Here is an 18,935-nt window from a genome sequence, read left to right as displayed (position 1 = left end):
ATCCATGCGTAGGTCCTTTTTATTGGTCTTGGATAAGTCATCCGAGAACAGTATAAAGGATTTTTTTGTACATGAATAGCTTTATAGCAATGCTTTTAATGATTTGAAGTTCTTTGCAACACTAGTGCGATTAAGTCGTAAACGAGCTCGGTCAATCCGGGCTCGTTTTTAGTTGCGGATCGTTTTCAAATGGTTATTGATTGCTCAAAACAAAAAAAGCCTCTACACTAAAAGGTGAGGTGAGAAAAATGATCAAATTAAAACGAGCATATGAAACAGCAGAAGACAGTGACGGCTTCCGAGTGTTAGTGGATCGGATCTGGCCGCGAGGTGTCTCAAAAGAAAAAGCGCATTTAGATGAATGGTTGAAACAAGTAGGACCGACAACGGAACTGCGGAAATGGTTCGGGCACGACCCAGCAAAATTTCCAGAATTCAAGACCCGCTACCAACAAGAGATCGCGGCTGGACCTGAAGCAGACGCATTTAAACAATTGCAAGCTTGGGTGAAAGAACACGATGTCGTCACACTCGTTTATGGCGCAAAAGATCATGAACATAATCAAGCGGTGATCTTAAAGGAAATGTTAGAAAAATAAAATTTAGTAAACAAAAAAACTGGATCGGAAAACCGATCCAGTTTTTTATGGCTTAAGCTTAAACGAGTTCGTTTGATTTTTCTTAACGAGCGATTCGTTTCCGCTGCGCTTTTTTACGATTCTCGTCGATTTTTGATTCTTGTTGATCGATCGGGTCGATCACTTTCTTTTTGACACCCATCACTAGGCCGGCTACTAACGCCGCAGTTGCCACGGTGCCGCTTAAAAAACCTGTTGCAAATTTTCGCATCTTGCTCACTCCTTTGATTAAAGTCAAAAGCTATCAGTGATTCAAACAGTTTTTCTCATCACTATATCTCTATTATGAATGAAAAACGCGAAAATTTAAAGTTATATGAATAGCAAGAAAACCCTTGCATGTGTTTAGTAAATATAGTACACTTTGTTTACTAAAAACGTTGGAACGAATCAGGACAGTGAAAAAGGAGCGAAAAGAAGGATGGCAATTTTAGTTTTAGGTGGCGCAGGCTACATTGGATCACATACCGTCGATCGTTTGATCACCCAAGGGTATGAAGTGGTGGTCGTGGATAATTTATTGACTGGGCACCGAGCAGCGATTCACGAAGCGGCTAAATTTTACGAAGGTGATTGTCGGGACCAAGCGTTTATGCGGACTGTTTTCAAACAAGAAAAAATCGAAGGCGTCGTGCATTTTGCCGCTAGCTCACTTGTCGGAGAGTCAGTGGAAAAACCGTTGAAATATTTCAACAACAATGTGGTCGGGATGGAACACTTATTAGAAGTGATGGAAGAATTTGGCGTAAAAAATATCGTCTTTTCTTCAACAGCTGCCACGTATGGGGAACCTGAAGTGTCGCCGATCGCTGAAACGACACCCACTAATCCGAAAAATCCTTACGGCGAAAGCAAATTGATGATGGAAAAAATGATGAAATGGTGCGACCAAGCATACGGGATGCGCTATGTGGCACTTCGCTATTTCAATGTTGCGGGTGCTAAAGCCGACGCTACGATCGGAGAAGATCACGATCCAGAAACGCATTTAGTTCCGATCATCTTACAAGTCGCATTAGGTCAACGCGATCATTTAACGATTTTTGGGGATGACTACAACACACCAGATGGCACGTGCATTCGGGATTACGTTCAAGTAGAAGATTTAGCTCAAGCTCACATTTTAGCGTTGGAATATTTGAAAGCCGGTAACGAAAGCAATACGTTCAACCTTGGCTCAAATAACGGCTATTCAGTAAAAGAGATGTTAGACGCTGCACGGCTAGTCACGGAAAAAGAAATCCCGGCTGAGATCGGACCGCGCCGGGCAGGTGATCCTAGTACGTTAGTGGCTGCTAGTGATAAAGCGAAAACGATTTTAGGCTGGAAGCCGGAATACACCGACATCAAAGCGATTGTCGAGACTGCTTGGAATTGGCATGTCAGCCATCCTAAAGGGTACGATGATAAAAAATAAACCCAACAAGCACCGTTTTTAACGGAAGCTTAGTCAAAGCAAACAAGTAGCTGGACGTTCAAACTATGGCGCAACAGCCAAGCTTTGAGCAACCAGCTTTTTAGTCGCTAAGTGTTAGCAGCTTGAATGCTAACGTGCAAAATTTGCGAGCAGCCAATCAAACAAGGAGGAACAGCATGTCAATCAGTCAAACAGTCAGAGATTTTATCACCTTAGCCATCGAAACCGGAGGCTGGAATAAACTAGATCGCTTGTATTTAGAAAATCGAGTGATCGCATTGATCGGAGAAGATTCATTGGAAGCCGCTGACATTCGTTGTGTGGATGAACCAGCTGTTGAATTAGCGGAAGAGTTAGTCGCGCAAGCCATCCAAAATGGTGTGATCACCGAGCTGCAAGCTGAAAAAGATATTTTAGAAGCGCAATTGACGGATCTTATGACTCCGCCGCCTTCTGTGATCAATGCGATCTTTGCGGAAAAATACGCGAAAGATCCAGAACAAGCAACGGACTACTTTTATCAGTTGAGTAAAGAAAATAACTATATCAAAACGCGTGAGATCGCTCAAAATATTATTTTTCCCGTTGCGACGGAATATGGTGATTTAGAGATCACTATCAATTTATCTAAACCAGAAAAAGATCCTAAACAGATTGCGGCTGAACGCAATGCAGTCCAAGTCAATTATCCTAAATGTATGTTGTGTATGGAAAATGAAGGCTATAAAGGCCGCTTGAATTATCCTGCACGGACGAATCACCGGATCATTCGAATGAATTTAGATGGGGAGAGCTGGGGCTTCCAATATTCGCCTTACGCGTATTACAACGAACATTGTATCGTGTTAGCTGAAGAGCATCGTCCCATGAAGATCAGTCGTGCGACCTTCAAACGTTTGCTGAAGATCATTGAGGTCTTACCGCACTATTTCGTCGGTTCGAATGCGGACTTGCCGATTGTGGGGGGGTCGATCTTATCCCATGATCATTATCAAGGTGGACGGCACACGTTTCCGATGGCGACAGCGAAAATGGAACGCCGCTTTGATTTACCAGGCTTTGCCACAATCACTGCCGGTATCGTCAAATGGCCGATGTCTGTGATCCGCTTACAAGGCCAAGATACGGCTACTTTAGTTGACGCGGCAGAGCATATTTTAACGGCTTGGCGCGAGTATTCTGATGAAAGTGTCTCAGTAGTTGCTAAGACAGAAGATGGGACACCGCATCACACCGTGACACCGATCGCTCGGAGAAACGGTGAGCTGTATGAATTAGATTTGGTCTTACGGGACAATAATGTGTCTGCAGAATTTCCAGATGGGATTTTCCATCCGCATCAAGATGTCCAACATATCAAAAAAGAAAATATCGGATTGATCGAAGTGATGGGGTTAGCAGTGTTACCGCCACGCCTGAAAGCCGAATTAAAAGAAGTGGAACGCTATTTGTTAGACGAACCAAATGAGATCGCTGCTTATCATGTGGCGTGGGCCGATGAATTAAAAGCTAAACAATCTGTTACTAAAGAAAATGTGACCACAATCGTGCAACAAGCAGTGGGTCAAGTCTTTGCGCGCGTATTAGAAGATGCTGGAGTCTTTAAACGCGATGCAGCCGGCCAAGCCGCATTTGATCGTTTCATTCAAACATTATAGGAGGAACAATTGATGGCAACGATCCGTGATATTGCAAAAGGTGCAGGTGTTTCACCGGCGACGGTCTCGCGGGTCTTGAATTATGATCCAGAGTTATCCGTCAGTAAAGCAACCAAGCAAAAGATTTTTGAAGTAGCAGAAGCATTGAATTATACGAAACATAAAAAGACGATCAAGCCGGAAAAAACCGTCGTTCGCTTAGTCCAATGGTACGATGCCGAAGAAGAATTGGCTGATCTTTACTATTTGGCGATTCGCTTAGGGATCGAAAAAAAAGCGGAAGAATTAGGTGTCCAGATCAAACGAGAAGCGCTAGATGAGATGACCGAATTTCAAACAAGCGGTACGATCGCATTGGGAAAATTTGACGCGGCTCAGATCAAACAGTTGAAACAAGTCGACCCGCATTTATTGTTCGTGGATTTTGATGCCATGAGTCAAGGTGTAGATTCGCTGGTAGTAGATTTCAATCAAAGCGTTGATTTGGTCATTGATCATTTTATCCAAGCAGGACATGAAAAAATCGGGATCTTATCCGGTTTGGAGTATACGAAACACAATCATAAACCGATTGAAGATCCGCGGTTCGTGGCGTTTAAACAAAAGTTGAATCAATTGAAGCTCTACGATGAAAAATTCCATCTCAGTGCTGAATTTTCGGTGGAAGCCGGTCGAAAAGCAGTGGCAGAATTTTTAGCTAGTCAGAAAAAATTACCGACGGCGTTATTTGCTTCTAGTGACGCGCTGGCCATCGGTGCGATGCAAGCGTTGCAAGCTGCTGGGCTGAAGATCCCTCAAGACATCTCTGTCATCGGCTTCAATGATGTCAGTGTGGCGAAATATGTTTTTCCGACCTTGACGACGGTCAAAGTCGAAACTGAATGGATGGGAGAATTGGCATTGGAGACGATGCTGAGCTTAGTTAAAGAAGCCGCTCCCGTCCCACGCAAGATCATGTTAGGTACGCAGCTTGTTTTGCGAGATTCAGCAGATTAAACGAAACTGAATCAAGCTGTGGCGAACGAGATTTTAGAACGATCCCAACCAAAAAGTGGTTGGATCGTTCTTTATTTTTGGTCGTCGCAGTCTCCTCTAATCAAATGCCGAATTTTGTGGTAAAATGTGGATAACTGAAAACGGAGAAAGGAAATTTTTATGAAAATACTAGCTCTAGATACTTCCAATCAAACACTAGCCGTCGCTGTATTAGAAGATGACCACGTGTTGGCGAATTTTCAATTGAACCGGAAGCTCAATCACAGTTTGACTTTGATGCCGGCTATCGATCAAGTGATGGCTGCCTGCGAGTTAGCCCCAAGTGATCTGGAACGGATCGTAGTAGCAGAAGGTCCCGGTTCTTACACGGGTATCCGGATCGCCGTGACGACAGCTAAGACTTTAGCGGATACTTTAAAGATCGAGTTAGTGGGCATCTCCAGTTTAGCTACGATCGCAGCCAATGTGCTGACGGACAAATGGATCGTGCCACTGTTTGACGCGCGTCGCAACAATGTTTATAGCGGGATCTACCGTAACGTCAATGGCACGTTGCAACTAGTGGCAAAAGATCAGCACCAAGCGCTAGCTGATTTATTGAAGCAAATCGATCAGCCTGCGATCTTTGTGGGCGATGCGCAAAAGTTCAGTGAACAGATCACCGCCGCTTTGCCGGAAGCGGAGATCACAACGACCGATTTTCTTAATTTACCCAATGCTGCGCAATTAGGCAAACTAGGCTTTGTAGCTCCGGCTGCGACGGATATCCAAAATTTTGTACCGGCTTATTTGAAAAAAGTGGAGGCAGAAGAGCAATGGCTGAAGACCCATCACCCCGAGGATGAGAATTATGTTGAAAAAATTTAGCGGTTTAGCCCGAGCTATTTTTGGAACGAAAAAATTTCTTTACCCAACCAAAGAACAAGTCTTAGCTGGAAAACGCTATGTTGTGCGTGAGATCAGTGATGAAGATGTCAAAGAGTTGATTGCACTAGAACGAGAAGTGTACCACGGTGAGACGCCGTGGACGAAAAGCGCTTTTTTATCGGAGATCCACTCCCCGATCGTTCATTTGTATATTTGTTTAGTCCATCATGAGCAGATCGCCGGTTTTATCGGCGGCCGCGTGATCGGAGAAGATTGTCATATCACTAATATCGCCGTCAAGCCAGAAAGCCAAGGCTGTGGCATCGGCAGTTTTTTGATTGACGAAGTGGAAAAATTCGCTATAATGAATGGCTGTACGAAAATGTCGCTGGAAGTTCGCGTCAGTAACCGAGATGCCCAGCGTTTGTATCGACGAATGGGGTTTGAATCTCATCGCATTCGTCATAACTATTACACTGAAAATAAAGAAGATGCACTTGAGATGATCAAAGTGTTAAAGGAAGCATAAGATGGAACTGGCAGAAGAGTTATGGCACGTCAGTCAACAGGCGTATCCCAAAGGCTCACCGTGGAAGAAAAAGCAATTTGCAAGTGACTTGGCGTTGGGCCACAGTCATTATTTTTGTGAGCGAAATGATGAGCAACTGTTGGCTTTTTTAGGCATTCATCAAGTCTGTGACGAGATCGAGATCACTAATGTCGCAACGTGTCCGGCCTGTCATCAGCAAGGTTTAGCTAGTCGATTGCTGACTAAACTACTGGTGCATGCGCAACAAACGAAAGCCACGCAAATTTTTTTAGAAGTCCGAGCCAGCAATCTCAAAGCACAACACTTGTATCGTAAATTTGGCTTTGATGTGCTAGCTGTTCGTAAAAATTATTACCATGAGCCAACTGAAGATGCCTGGGTCATGAATTTGAAAGTAGGGGAAAAAGATGTCTGAACGAGAATTGATCTTAGCTGTCGAATCAAGTTGTGACGAGACGAGTGTCGCCGTGATCGAAAATGGCGAAAAGATCTTGTCGAATATCGTCGCATCACAAATCAAAAGTCATAAGCGGTTTGGCGGAGTGGTGCCGGAAGTTGCGAGTCGGCATCACGTCGAACAGATCACGTTGTGTTTAGAAGATGCGTTAGCTGAAGCTCAGATCGAACCAAAAGAGTTGACCGCGGTAGCCGTGACGTATGGTCCTGGCTTAGTCGGTGCTCTATTGATCGGCTTGAGTGCAGCGAAAGCCTTTGCGTGGGCGCATCAATTGCCGCTACTACCGATCAATCATATGGCAGGACACATTTATGCTGCGCGGTTAGTCCAACCGTTGCGCTTTCCATTGCTTTCGCTGTTAGTCAGCGGTGGGCACACGGAATTAGTTTATATGCAAGAAGATGGCGCGTATGAGATCATCGGTGAGACCCGCGATGATGCTGCCGGTGAGGCTTACGATAAAGTCGGCCGAGTCTTGGGTTTGCCGTATCCTAGTGGCAAAGCGTTGGATGAATTAGCACATACCGGAAAAGATACGTATCATTTTCCTCGAGCGATGTTACAAGAAGACAATTACGATTTTAGTTTTAGCGGTTTGAAAAGTGCATTCATCAACTTAGTCCACAATGCGGAGCAACGCGGGGAAACGTTGGACCGGGCAGATCTAGCCGCTAGTTTTCAAGCAAGTGTCGTCGAAGTTTTGGTGACCAAAACAGTGCGGGCGTGCCAACAGTATTCCGTGAAACAAGTGATCTTAGCCGGGGGAGTGGCCGCAAATCAAGGCTTGCGGCATGAATTGCAAAAAGCATTAGCTACGACCTTACCGGCGGTGGAACTGATCATCCCGCCACTACGTTTATGCGGTGATAATGCCGCGATGATCGGGGCGGCAGCGCATGTTGAATTAGCAAAACACCACCAAGCGTCTTTAGCTTTAAATGCTGATCCCAGTTTAGCTTTTGAACGCGTATTATAAAAAAAGTCCAGCAGTCAGTGGGTTAAAACCGCTTTGACTGCTGGACTTTTTGATTGGCTTATTTATTTTTGGGGGTAACGAGTTTTCGGTAACCGGGCAGCAAACGCACAGTAGCTAGGACTAAACTTAGCGCGATGAAGCGATCGGCATAATCGGTAACGAGCTGGATCAAAAAGACACTCAGCGTTTGATTGAGACCAAGACCGGTCAACAATTGAACGATCAAACTAGAGCCAGATGAGGTGATCCCGCCAAATAATAAGACGGTGATACTGCTGGCAATTAAAGTGCCTGGCAGTGCCACACCTAAGACTTTGAGCCAAAAAGGACAAGCTACTTGGCGATGGAATAACAGTCCAGTCATCAATCCGACTGCGATCTGGACCGGTGAAAAGTAAAGGGAGTACAGATCCGCGGTGACACCGGTGATCACGCCGCTGGCTAAGCCGACGCTCATTCCGGCGATCGGGCCAAATAAAAGACTCGTTAACATCGTGCCTAATGTATCTAAATAAATCGGTAATTTCAACAATAAAACGACATTTCCAACGACGATATTTAAGGCGATCGAAAGCGCCATGATGACTAAAGTTTTAGTTGTTTTTTTCAAAATCGTTCATCCTATCCTAATAAATGGGAGTCAGCCGCAAGTGTTTTGGCTGGTGCATTTAAAAGGACGGTCAAAAACTGTTGGAAAAAGCGGGTTGGATCAGTGGAAGTCAAAATTTTCGTGTTAGTTGGTTTTTGCCAAAAATCATACGCATCGACCAAGGTCTGACCCTCACTGAGGCCAGTCGTATCAACGGCCACGTAACTGTCAAAGCCACCACATAATGTCGGATCGATAAAATACGCGACAGCTAACGGATCATTGATGACACAGCCCAATAAATGTTCGTGGGTCCAGTGAAAATCAAAATAAAAGCGTGTGATCTGCCGTAAATAGTTCCCTGTCTCAGGTGCCATTCGCAAACAGTATTCTAAAATATTCGGCGTCAAGACGATCTCACGAGTCACATCTAGGCCGACCATTTCGATCGGACAGCCTAATCGTTCATAGACGATCGCCGCCGCATGAGGATCACACCAATAATTAAATTCAGCGACTGGGGAACAATTGCCATGACTTTTATAGGTGCCGCCCATTGAAACAAAACGCTCGAGGTTGCTGCCGAGTTGCGGGTTTTGCTGTAAAGCTCGAGCAATATTAGTCAAAGGGCCTAGAGCAATCACACTGACTGCTTGTTTTGTGCTGAAAAATTCCGCTAAAAAAGCAATCGCATCACCGGCTGGTTGGACGATGCTTTGGCGTTTGATCCCTGATTCACCTAATCCATCTTCGCCGTGGGTATCTTGGGCGGAAATGAATTTTTTTTGCAACGGCTGGGTCGCACCAGCATAAACGGGAATGTCTAAGCGGCCGCAACGCTCTAAAACTTTAAACGCATTCTCTACGCCTAATTCAGTCGGAACATTTCCGCAAACGATCGTCAAAGCGATGACATCAAGTTCTTTAGCTTTTAAAGCGAATTCGATGGCGAGTGCATCATCGATTCCGGGATCGCAATCTAAAATGACTTTTTGCATTTTCTCTAATCTCCTTTCTTTGAGATACTTAGTTTATTATCCTGGGAAGTTTTCGAACCAGTCCGAGGTCCCCCTCGATTTTAAATGCACGCTCTTATCATAGAGGAATTTAAGTGGAAAGGCTAGTCATGGTTGTAATTTTTCTGATTATCGAGTAGAATGTATAAAAATAAATATTTTAAGCGATAATATGTTTAAATATACAAAGCAGGAGTGAGCGACATGAATTCAGTTTTTCAAGGAAAAAGCTTTTTAAAAGAAATCGACTTCACAAAAGCCGAGCTCGAGTATTTGATCGATTTTGCGATCCATCTGAAAGCATTGAAACAAAAAAATATCCCCCATCACTATTTAGCCGGCAAAAATATCGCGCTGTTGTTTGAAAAAACGTCGACTCGGACGCGTTCTGCTTTTACGACGGCGGCGATCGATCTAGGTGCACACCCTGAATATTTAGGTAAAAATGATATCCAGTTAGGGAAAAAAGAATCCGTAGCCGATACTGCGAAAGTTTTAGGCAGTATGTTCGATGGGATTGAGTTCCGGGGCTTTTCGCAAAAAAATGTGGAATCCTTAGCTAAATATTCTGGCGTACCCGTTTGGAATGGGTTGACCGATGAGTGGCACCCGACACAGATGATCGCCGACTTTATGACGATCAAAGAAATTTTTGGCAAAACGGCTGGCTTGACGGTTGCGTATGTGGGAGATGGTCGGAACAACATGGCCAATTCACTCTTAGTGACTGGGGCGATCTTAGGGGTCAACGTTCAGATCGTCACCCCGGAAAGTTTAGCTCCATCCGCTGAGATCCAAAGCTTGGCAAAACAAAAAGCGGCTGAATCCGGCGCGGAATTAGTGATCACTTCAGACATTACCGCCGGGGTGCAAGGCGTCGATGTCGTTTATACTGATGTTTGGGTCTCAATGGGAGAAGAAAGTGAGTATGAAGCGCGGATCAAGTTGTTGCAACCGTACCAGGTCAATCAAGCGTTGATGGATCAAGCGGGTAGTCACGCGATCTTTTTACATTGCTTGCCAGCTTTTCATGATTTGAATACCGAGGTGGCTCAAGAGATCCAAGCAAAATACGGTTTGACTGAAATGGAAGTGACCGATGAAGTTTTCAATGCTCCCTACGCCCATCAATTCCAACAAGCTGAAAACCGGATGCATTCCATCAAAGCCATCATGGCAGCGACTTTAGGGAATTTGTTTATTCCTAAGGTCTAGTCTTTACGAATCCTGTTTTCTTTGGTACTATGAAAAGCACGAATAGAAGATCTGTTAAAAAGAGAAGTCTATGGCTGTTTTTCAGCGAGTTCGGGCAGGTGAGAGCCGAATAAACAAAAATAGAGGGCGCACTTTTTAAACAGCAGACGGCTGCTACCGTTATAGCAAAGTGGTCTTTTAGACAACAAGAGTGGTACCGCGGGAATTCTCGTCTCTGATAAGTTATCAGGGACTTTTTTTGCGTTTCAGTTTAAGGAGGAAACAGGATGAATAATAAAGAAATCGTCGCTAAAGCCGTATACGAGGTAGTCAAAGAAGTTTTACCATTAGAAGAAGTCAGACAATTATTGGAAAATCCCAAATCAACCGACCATGGAGATGTGGCGTTTCCCACCTTTGCCTTAGCAAAAGTTTATCGGAAAGCACCGCAACAGATCGCCAGTGAATTAGCGGAAAAAATCGATCCGACAAGTTTTGAAAAAGTCGAAGTCGTCGGCCCTTACTTGAACTTTTTTATGAACAAAGAAGTGATCTCCAGTATCGTGTTGAAACAAATCGTGAAAGAACAAAATCATTATGGGGATAGTACGATCGGCAATCACGGTGCCGTTCCCATCGATATGTCTTCACCAAATATCGCGAAACCAATCTCGATGGGCCATTTACGTTCAACGGTGATCGGTAATTCGATCGGGTTTATTTTAGAAAAGATCGGCTATGATCCGATCCGCATCAATCACTTAGGCGACTGGGGCACGCAATTTGGGAAATTGATCGTAGCTTATAAAAAGTGGGGCTCAGAAGCTAAAGTCAAAGCTGATCCGATCGCAGAATTATTGCGTTTGTACATTGATTTCCACGAAAAAGCTGAAACAGAACCGGAATTAAATGATGAAGCGCGGGCGTGGTTCAAAAAATTAGAAGAAGATGATGCTGAAGCGATCGAATTATGGCAGTGGTTCCGCAGCGAATCGCTAAAAGAATTCAACAAAATCTATCAAATGTTAGAGATCGACTTTGATTCTTTCAACGGCGAAGCTTTTTACAACGACAAGATGGCAGAAGTCGTGGAATTATTGGAAGAAAAACATTTATTAAAAGAAGATAAAGGTGCAGAAATCGTCGACTTGACCGCTTATGATCTCAATCCCGCATTGATCAAAAAAACTGATGGCGCGACACTTTATATCACGCGTGACTTGGCTGCGGCTTTGTACCGCAAACGGGAATACAATTTCGTCAAATCCATCTATGTCGTGGGCAACGAACAAAGCAATCACTTCAAACAGTTAAAAGCAGTCTTAAAAGAAATGGGCTTTGACTGGGCGGATGATATTTATCATGTGCCATTTGGCTTGATCACAAAAGATGGGAAAAAATTATCGACGCGTAAAGGGAAGATCGTTTTATTAGAAGAAGTGTTGAATGAAGCGGTCCGATCAGCCAAACAGCAGATCGTTGAAAAAAATCCTGACTTGCCAAACAAAGACGAAGTGGCCCATCAAGTCGGTGTCGGAGCCGTAGTCTTCCACGATTTGAAAAACGATCGCTTGAATAATTTTGATTTCAACTTAGAAGAAGTCGTGCGCTTTGAAGGCGAGACTGGACCTTACGTGCAATATACCCATGCGCGGGCGATGACGATCTTAGAAAAAGCCGGTTTTGTGCCAGCAGCTGAAACATTGTATGCGTTAAACGACGCGGATAGCTGGGAGATCATCAAACTGTTGCAAAGCTATCCTGAGGTAGTGATGCAAGCCGCCGCAACATACGAACCATCTGTGATCGCCAAACACGCCATCAAAGTTGCCCAAGCGTTCAATAAATATTACGCGCACACGAAGATCTTAGTTGAAGACGATCAAAAAGAAGCGCGGTTAGCGTTAGTCTATGCCGTGACGACACTGTTAAAAGAAGATTTGCGCTTACTCGGAGTTCATGCACCGAATAAAATGTAACTTAAAAGAAGTGAGGCCGATTTGGGTCTTGCTTCTTTTTTTAAGGAGCGCGGGTCGTGAGTCAAAATAAGCAGCGCAATCATTTTTGTCAGCCGTTCTTATTTGGCGGGCTGATGAGTTTAGGTGTGGGATTTCCATTTTATCGGGTTTTGTTTAGTACGCGTGCGTGGTATTGGAAAGTCGCCGCGTTTTGTTTACTCTTAGTAACGATTGCGATTGGGGGAAAAGTTAGATACATGACCGTTTGCGCGAAGATTGAATACTTATGGGGAAAAATATCATTTAGATCCAGTCAAATTGGCGACGATCATCGGCTTTAGTCGGTCTGAGTTTTTGTATGGTAAAAAATGAAGTGCTATTTCTGAACGGCTGACTGAAAAATCGTAAAAAAGTGTTGACTGTTTTAGCAACGACCTTTGGCAAAATTTGAAAAGCTAACGTGATCGAATCGGATTTTCATCTAATTCTAACTGTCATGACAGTTCTGCTTATGCTATACTCACTCTGTTAAATCTGTCATGACAGGAGTAGAAAAAAGTGAAAAAGTTTTTTTTAGGAGTGGTCACTGCCACGTTGTTCATTTTGTTAGCGGGGTGTTCCACCTCCAATGGTAAAACGATCCAGCACCAAAAAGTGAAGATCGCGTTGATCTTAGGCTTTGGCGGAGTAGACGATCGCGCCTTCAATCAATCTGGCTGGGAAGGGCTGGATGCGTGGGGCAAAAAACACGGACTCAAAAAAAATCAAGATTATCTATATATCGAAACCAACGAACCGCAAGACAATATGACCAACGTCAATAAAGCCGTGGAAAACGGGTTCAATACCATCATCAACTTGAGTTATTTACAAGCAGAAGAAATCAAAGAAGCTGCTAAAAAAAATCCGCAACTGAATTTTGCTTTAGTCGATGGGTCGATCAAAGGCATGAAAAATGTCACTTCCGCAACATTCAAAGATCACGAGAGTGCGTATTTAGTGGGACTGGCGGCAGCTTACACGACGAAAACAAATCAAGTCGGTTTCATCGGTGGGATGGAAGGGCCGGTGATCGCGCGGTTTGAAAAAGGCTTTGCGGCCGGGGTAAAAGCTGGTGGCGCGGCGTTACACAAAGAGATCAAAGTCGATCGCCAATATGCCGCTTCTTTTGACTCGCCGGATAAAGGAAAAGCGATCGCCGCTGCCATGTATGAAAATGGCGCCGATGCGATCTACCAAGCCGCTGGGATCACCGGTGCAGGTGTTTTCCAAGAGGCCAAAGCGCGCAATGAAAATCAAATTGCCGACGCTAAAGTGTGGGTGATCGGTGTTGATCGCGATCAAGTTGCTGAAGGCGAATATGTTGCAAAAGACGGACAAAAAAGTAATTTCACCTTAACCTCCACGAAGAAAAATGTCGGTACGGTAGTCGAAAAAATCGCGCAAGCTGCAAAAGCGCATCATTTTCCTGGTGGCAAAGAAGTCGTCGTCGGATTGAAAGAAAAAGGTGTGGAAGTCACTCGAGGCAATCTATCGGCAGAAGCTTATCAAGCCGTCCAACAAGCGCAAGCTGAAATCATCAGCGGCAAATTAATCGTGCCAGAAAAATAAACGGGCGAAAAATCAACGAACAGTCTAGCCAACCAGCGCTAGATAGCTGAAAAAAGCCCCGCCACAAAATACGTTGTGGCGGGGCTTTTCGTCTATAAAGAATGCTGTAACGGATCTTTTAAAAATTCGACAACAGAAGCGGCTTGCTCTTCAGTTTTTGAGATCACGATGATCGTGTCAAAGCTAGCCATCGTCGCGGTGATCGCCTCGCTATGGATATCATCTAAGACTGAAGCAAATAAGTGGGCGTTATCTGGTAAGGTGTGGATGATGGTCATGAATTGAACTTGATCGACTTTGACGATCACTTCTTCGATCATACGGATCAACCGTTTCGTATCTTCATCTTGACTCTGTTCATCTTTGGGGCTTTGGAATAATTCAAAGCGCGGCTCGCCAGTCGAATCGATGGATTTGACGATCTTCAAATCACGGATATCCCGTGAGATGGTGGCTTGTGTTGCGGAGACTCCCGCTTGGTTAAGCATCTCCATCAGTTGATTTTGATTGCGGATGGGATTTTCCCGGATAATTTTTTTTATCAGTTCATGGCGTTCTTTTTTACGCATAAAAGACTCTCCTAATTGATTTTTATACACTGATTATAGCAGAACTTGGAAAATTTAGCGGTGCTTTAGTAATATTTATTGAAAAATTCGGGAGTTGAGTGGAAACTAAAAAATGGTTGCTTTTTAGCATTATTTCCTTTATAATTACTAATTGTGTGCAGGAAGACTGCCCACAAATCCACATCCTGAACTATTGCGGCCAAGGTGCTTTTTTTAAAGTCTGGTCCGTGAGCTTTAAGGAACAGGAGAGGGAAAAATAAAAACCTATTGGAGGAAACACACATGTCAGTATTGTCTATGAAACAATTACTAGAAGCCGGCGTCCACTTCGGTCACCAAACACGTCGCTGGAACCCAAAAATGAAGAAATATATCTTCACAGAACGGAACGGAATCTACATCATCGACTTACAAAAAACAGTTAAATTAGTCGATGCAGCTTATGACTACATGAAAAATGTAGCCGAAGATGGCGGTGTAGCATTATTCGTTGGGACGAAAAAACAAGCCCAAGAAGCAATCAAAGAAGAAGCAACTCGCGCTGGTCAATTCTACGTTAACCATCGTTGGTTAGGTGGAACGTTGACAAACTGGGATACGATCCAAAAACGGATCGCTCGTTTGAAACAAATCAACACGATGGAACAAGATGGTACATTTGATGTACTACCTAAGAAAGAAGTCGTTGGTTTGAACAAACAACGTGAACGTCTTGAAAAATTCTTAGGCGGGATCGCAGATATGCCTCGCATTCCAGATGTAATGTACATCGTTGACCCTCGTAAAGAACGTATTGCAGTTCAAGAAGCGCACAAATTAAATATTCCGATCGTTGCCATGGTCGATACAAACTGTGACCCAGACGAAATCGATGTTGTGATCCCATCAAATGACGATGCGATCCGCGCGGTGAAATTGATCACAGCGAAAATGGCTGATGCATTCATCGAAGGTAACCAAGGTGAAGATCAAGTAGCGGAAGACGATTTCGCAACTGAAAACGGCGAAACTGCAACTTCAATCGAAGAAATCGTTGATGTAGTAGAAGGCGACAACCAATCTACTGAATCAGCTGAATAAGAAATCCTAGCTGCTTCAAAGAAAAAGCCTATTTACTTTGAAGCAGCTTTTTTAGAAAAATTAAGGAGGCCCCAAAATGGCAGACGTAACAGCTAAAATGGTAAAAGAACTCCGCGACGCAACTGGTGTCGGGATGATGGATGCGAAAAAAGCATTAGTTGAAGTAGAAGGCGACATGGACAAAGCAGTCGATCTTTTACGCGAAAAAGGAATGGCTAAAGCTGCGAAGAAAAATGACCGCGTTGCAGCAGAAGGTTTAGCTTCTGTTGCCGTTAACGGAAATACAGCAGCAATCGTTGAGATCAACTCAGAAACAGACTTCGTTTCTAAAAATGAAATGTTCCAAGAATTAGTTAAAGAAATCGCAGCTTTAGTCGCTGAACACAAACCAGCTGACATGGATGCAGCGATGGCGATCAAAACGGACAAAGGGACGATTGCAGACGAATTGATCGAAGCAACTCAAGTCATCGGTGAAAAAATCAGCTTCCGTCGTTTCCAAGTTTTGGAAAAAGGCGATAACGCTGCATTTGGCGGCTACTTACACATGGGCGGACGCATCGCAGTTGTCACTGTTTTAGACGGCACGACGGACGAAGAAGTTGCGCGCGATATCGCGATGCACGTGGCAGCGATCAACCCTCGTTATGTCAACGAAAGTCAAATCCCTGAATCAGAATTAGAACACGAAAAAGCTGTGTTAACTGAACAAGCTTTAAACGAAGGCAAACCAGCTAAAATCGTTGAAAAAATGGTAGAAGGTCGCTTGCACAAATTCAAAGCAGAAATCGCTTTGGTTGACCAACCATTCGTTAAAGATCCTGATATGACCGTCGAAAAATATGTAGCTTCAAAAGGCGCAAAAGTTGAAACTTTCGTTCGCTTTGAAGTCGGCGAAGGAATCGAAAAACGCGAAGATAACTTTGTTGAAGAAGTTATGAGCCAAATCAAAAAATAAATTTCTGTCTGCATGGACAGTCGGGAACGCACAGTGCTGTGCGCTCCCTTTTTTTAAGATTTAAACAGATGTTTTGGCTGGTTTCAAAGACAAAGTATGCTAAACTAGCAGTAGAGCAAACAGTGGAGGAATTCAAACATGAACGAACCAAAATATAAACGCGTAGTATTGAAACTCAGTGGCGAAGCGTTAGCTGGTGAAGAAAAATTTGGGATCAATCCACCTGTGATCAAAGATATCGTGGAAGAGATCAAAGAAGTCCACGATTTAGGCGTCGAGATGGCGATCATCGTCGGTGGCGGTAACATTTGGCGCGGTCAGATCGGTGCGCAGATGGGAATGGAACGTGCGCAAGCCGACTATATGGGCATGTTAGCAACGGTGATGAACGCGTTAGCTTTGCAAGATGCGCTGGAAAATATCGACGTGCCAACACGCGTACAAACTTCGATTGAGATGCGGCAGATCGCAGAGCCTTATATCCGTCGTAAAGCGGAACGGCATTTAGAAAAAGGTCGGATCGTGATCTTTGCCGGCGGAACGGGCAATCCTTATTTTTCAACTGACACGACTGCGGCTTTACGGGCTGCTGAAGTCAATGCAGATGTCATCTTGATGGCAAAAAATAATGTCGACGGTGTCTACTCAGCTGATCCTAAATTAGATGAGAATGCAGTGAAGTATGATGAATTGACGCATCTAGATGTGATCGCCAAAGGATTACAAGTCATGGATTCAACAGCTAGCTCACTTTCAATGGATAATGATATCCCATTAGTCGTCTTCAATTTGAATCAACCAGGTAATATTAAACGCGTCGTTTTAGGCGAAAATATCGGAACAACTGTGAGGGGGAAATAACATGGCAGATACAATTATGACTGCAACGACTGACAAAATGAAAAAGGCAGAAGAAGCCTTACAACGCCAACTTGGCCAGATCAGAGCCGGCCGAGCTAACGCGAGTTTACTAGATCGGATCACGGTTAATTACTACGGTGCACCAACACCGATCAATCAATTGGCTTCCATCGCGATCCCAGAAGCACGGGTCATCATGATCACACCATTTGATAAAACTACGTTAAAAGAGATTGAAAAAGCGATCATGGCTAGTGATATCGGCTTGAACCCAGCTAATGATGGTACGGTGATTCGGTTAGTGATTCCACAATTGACTGAAGAACGTCGGAAAGAGTTAGCTAAAGAAGTGAAAAAAGAAGCTGAAACAGCTAAAGTTGCGGTCCGTAACGCGCGTCGTGATGCGATGGATGATTATAAGAAACAACAAAAAAATGGCGACATCACCGAAGACGATTTGCGCAATGCAGAAAAAGATGTGCAAACGTTGACGGATAAAAACATCGAAAAAATCGATGCGATCGTAGCTGAAAAAGAAAAAGAATTATTAGAAGTCTAAGATGTTTATTATCTAAAAGAAGTAAGTTGCGGCTTGCTTCTTTTTTTACGGTAAAATCAGCCATGTCCTCGTACTTGAATTTAACGCAGATCAAAGGTAACCTGAAAGAGAAAGAGAGGTTCTTTTCAGTGAAAACAGCACTTTTTGTTTTATTAAATGAGTTTGCAGATTGGGAACCCGCCCACTTGTCAAGTCTGCTAAATGGCGATCCTACTTGGCAGATCAAGACGGCTTCGACTGGTAAAGAAGTCGTAAGTATCGGTGGCTTTACGCTTAAAAGTGATTATGTGTTACCTGAGTTACCAAAAGAAATCGATTTGTTAGTATTGATCGGCGGCAATTCTTGGACGATCGAACTTCCTACTTTAAAAAATTTAGTGGCGGAGCGATTGCAAAAGCAGCAACCTGTTGCAGCCATTTGTGGAGCAGTCGACTTTTTAGCGCGAGAAGGGTTATTAAGTGGCTACCAGCACACGGGAAATGCGCAATTTTTATGGCAAGACTTTCCGAAGTATACAAACCCTGTAGCTTTTTGTCAGCAACAAGTCGTGACCGATCAGCATTTAGTTACTGCAAATGGTACGGCAGCGTTAGCATTTTGCAATGCCGTTTTAAAAATGATCCACTTTTTACCCGCCGAAACTGTTAATCAGCAGACGGATTTATATCGGTTAGGTTATTATGAATATGTGAAGCGTTACGGTGATCCGTTCCAACCAGCCGCTGATTAGAAAAAAAGCGTGATCCAAGTTTGAGACTAAAGCAAGTTGCGGCTTGCTTTTTTTTGCGTTCTCCTGCTTAAGCCGGATTTCTTTTTTGGCTTTTTCGAGTATGCTGAATGAAGTTGAACTGAAATGCTGGACTGAAAAAAGGTTGAAAAAAACTTAATAGCCGTAAATTTCATAGGAAAACTATTTTTTTACTGTTATAATACTTTTGATGTTTTGTAAAAATAGTTTCAGAAAAGCTGGAGCTTCGTTA

Annotated in this window: 21 protein-coding genes; 17 read left to right on the top strand and 4 right to left on the bottom strand. The window is 43.8% G+C overall.

Translation table 11 applies throughout. From position 1 onward, the window contains the following. Positions 1-248: 248 nt before the first annotated feature. Complete coding sequence (locus GVJ38_RS04310) at positions 249-599, top strand: DUF488 domain-containing protein (protein WP_159721942.1); 351 nt, start codon at positions 249-251, stop codon at positions 597-599. 82 nt (positions 600-681) lie between these two features. Here the strand turns inward: GVJ38_RS04310 and GVJ38_RS04305 are convergent, their stop codons facing one another. Next, positions 682-849 carry a DUF3042 family protein gene (locus GVJ38_RS04305; RefSeq protein ID WP_159721941.1) on the bottom strand — a complete coding sequence of 56 codons (168 nt, stop codon included), beginning with the start codon at positions 847-849 and terminating at the stop codon, positions 682-684. Positions 850-1,059: 210 nt separating this feature from the next. Between GVJ38_RS04305 and galE the strand changes: the two genes are divergently transcribed. From galE to tsaD, 7 genes are all read left to right on the top strand, one after another. Then, positions 1,060-2,055, top strand: a complete 996-nt coding sequence (galE, locus tag GVJ38_RS04300) for a UDP-glucose 4-epimerase GalE (RefSeq protein WP_159721940.1) — start codon at positions 1,060-1,062, stop codon at positions 2,053-2,055. A 176-nt stretch (positions 2,056-2,231) separates the two neighbouring features. Continuing rightward, positions 2,232-3,713 (top strand): UDP-glucose--hexose-1-phosphate uridylyltransferase, encoded by a 1,482-nt coding sequence (gene galT, locus GVJ38_RS04295; protein ID WP_159721939.1) that lies wholly within the window; start codon positions 2,232-2,234, stop codon positions 3,711-3,713. Positions 3,714-3,725: 12 nt separating this feature from the next. Beyond that, entirely contained in the window at positions 3,726-4,709 is a 984-nt protein-coding gene (locus GVJ38_RS04290) for a LacI family DNA-binding transcriptional regulator (RefSeq protein ID WP_159721938.1), read from the top strand. A 159-nt stretch (positions 4,710-4,868) separates the two neighbouring features. After that, on the top strand, positions 4,869-5,576 hold the full coding sequence (tsaB, locus tag GVJ38_RS04285) for a tRNA (adenosine(37)-N6)-threonylcarbamoyltransferase complex dimerization subunit type 1 TsaB (RefSeq protein WP_159721937.1): 708 nt from the start codon (positions 4,869-4,871) through the stop codon (positions 5,574-5,576). After that, on the top strand, positions 5,560-6,105 hold the full coding sequence (gene rimI, locus GVJ38_RS04280) for a ribosomal protein S18-alanine N-acetyltransferase (RefSeq protein WP_159721936.1): 546 nt from the start codon (positions 5,560-5,562) through the stop codon (positions 6,103-6,105). The genes tsaB and rimI (GVJ38_RS04280) overlap by 17 nt, the downstream gene beginning before the upstream one ends. 1 nt (position 6,106) lies before the next feature. Next, positions 6,107-6,541 carry a ribosomal protein S18-alanine N-acetyltransferase gene (gene rimI, locus GVJ38_RS04275; protein WP_159721935.1) on the top strand — a complete coding sequence of 145 codons (435 nt, stop codon included), beginning with the start codon at positions 6,107-6,109 and terminating at the stop codon, positions 6,539-6,541. After that, the gene (gene tsaD / locus GVJ38_RS04270; protein WP_159721934.1) at positions 6,534-7,559 is read left to right on the top strand and encodes a tRNA (adenosine(37)-N6)-threonylcarbamoyltransferase complex transferase subunit TsaD; all 1,026 of its coding nucleotides are present in this window, start codon (positions 6,534-6,536) and stop codon (positions 7,557-7,559) included. Before rimI (GVJ38_RS04275) ends, tsaD begins: the two co-directional genes overlap by 8 nt. 58 nt (positions 7,560-7,617) lie before the next feature. On the opposite strand, the gene GVJ38_RS04265 is transcribed toward tsaD, so the two are convergent. Next, positions 7,618-8,172 carry an ECF transporter S component gene (locus GVJ38_RS04265; RefSeq protein ID WP_159721947.1) on the bottom strand — a complete coding sequence of 185 codons (555 nt, stop codon included), beginning with the start codon at positions 8,170-8,172 and terminating at the stop codon, positions 7,618-7,620. An 8-nt stretch (positions 8,173-8,180) separates the two neighbouring features. After that, complete coding sequence (locus tag GVJ38_RS04260; protein WP_159721933.1) at positions 8,181-9,146, bottom strand: nucleoside hydrolase; 966 nt, start codon at positions 9,144-9,146, stop codon at positions 8,181-8,183. Positions 9,147-9,368: 222 nt separating this feature from the next. Between GVJ38_RS04260 and argF the strand changes: the two genes are divergently transcribed. From argF to GVJ38_RS04240, 4 genes are all read left to right on the top strand, one after another. Then, positions 9,369-10,379 (top strand): ornithine carbamoyltransferase, encoded by a 1,011-nt coding sequence (gene argF / locus GVJ38_RS04255; RefSeq protein WP_159721932.1) that lies wholly within the window; start codon positions 9,369-9,371, stop codon positions 10,377-10,379. A 266-nt stretch (positions 10,380-10,645) separates the two neighbouring features. Beyond that, positions 10,646-12,337, top strand: a complete 1,692-nt coding sequence (gene argS, locus GVJ38_RS04250) for an arginine--tRNA ligase (RefSeq protein ID WP_159721931.1) — start codon at positions 10,646-10,648, stop codon at positions 12,335-12,337. Positions 12,338-12,393: 56 nt separating this feature from the next. After that, entirely contained in the window at positions 12,394-12,657 is a 264-nt protein-coding gene (locus tag GVJ38_RS04245) for a hypothetical protein (RefSeq protein ID WP_159721930.1), read from the top strand. A gap of 217 nt (positions 12,658-12,874) precedes the next feature. Next, positions 12,875-13,927 (top strand): BMP family lipoprotein, encoded by a 1,053-nt coding sequence (locus GVJ38_RS04240; protein ID WP_159721929.1) that lies wholly within the window; start codon positions 12,875-12,877, stop codon positions 13,925-13,927. 92 nt (positions 13,928-14,019) lie between these two features. Here GVJ38_RS04240 and GVJ38_RS04235 read toward each other — a convergent pair whose 3' ends face one another. Further along, positions 14,020-14,496, bottom strand: coding sequence for an arginine repressor (locus tag GVJ38_RS04235; protein WP_159721928.1), 477 nt, complete (start codon positions 14,494-14,496; stop codon positions 14,020-14,022). A 282-nt stretch (positions 14,497-14,778) separates the two neighbouring features. Here GVJ38_RS04235 and rpsB point away from each other — a divergent pair, with 282 nt between their 5' ends. The 5 genes from rpsB to GVJ38_RS04210 all read left to right on the top strand — a co-directional run bounded on the left by rpsB (position 14,779) and on the right by GVJ38_RS04210 (position 18,685). After that, a complete protein-coding gene (rpsB, locus tag GVJ38_RS04230; RefSeq protein ID WP_159721927.1) occupies positions 14,779-15,576 on the top strand; it encodes a 30S ribosomal protein S2 in 798 nt (265 codons plus the stop codon). A gap of 76 nt (positions 15,577-15,652) precedes the next feature. Next, positions 15,653-16,534, top strand: a complete 882-nt coding sequence (tsf, locus tag GVJ38_RS04225) for a translation elongation factor Ts (protein WP_159721926.1) — start codon at positions 15,653-15,655, stop codon at positions 16,532-16,534. Between the two features lie 138 nt (positions 16,535-16,672). Further along, complete coding sequence (gene pyrH, locus GVJ38_RS04220) at positions 16,673-17,395, top strand: UMP kinase (RefSeq protein WP_159721925.1); 723 nt, start codon at positions 16,673-16,675, stop codon at positions 17,393-17,395. Between the two features lies 1 nt (position 17,396). Next, complete coding sequence (frr, locus tag GVJ38_RS04215) at positions 17,397-17,954, top strand: ribosome recycling factor (protein WP_159721924.1); 558 nt, start codon at positions 17,397-17,399, stop codon at positions 17,952-17,954. A gap of 128 nt (positions 17,955-18,082) precedes the next feature. Further along, positions 18,083-18,685, top strand: coding sequence for a DJ-1/PfpI family protein (locus GVJ38_RS04210; protein WP_159721923.1), 603 nt, complete (start codon positions 18,083-18,085; stop codon positions 18,683-18,685). Positions 18,686-18,935: the final 250 nt, after the last annotated feature.

Source organism: Enterococcus sp. CSURQ0835, from assembly GCF_902706605.1.
Classification (GTDB): Bacteria; Bacillota; Bacilli; order Lactobacillales; family Enterococcaceae; genus Enterococcus_A.
This window is presented reverse-complemented; position numbering and strand designations above follow the sequence as displayed.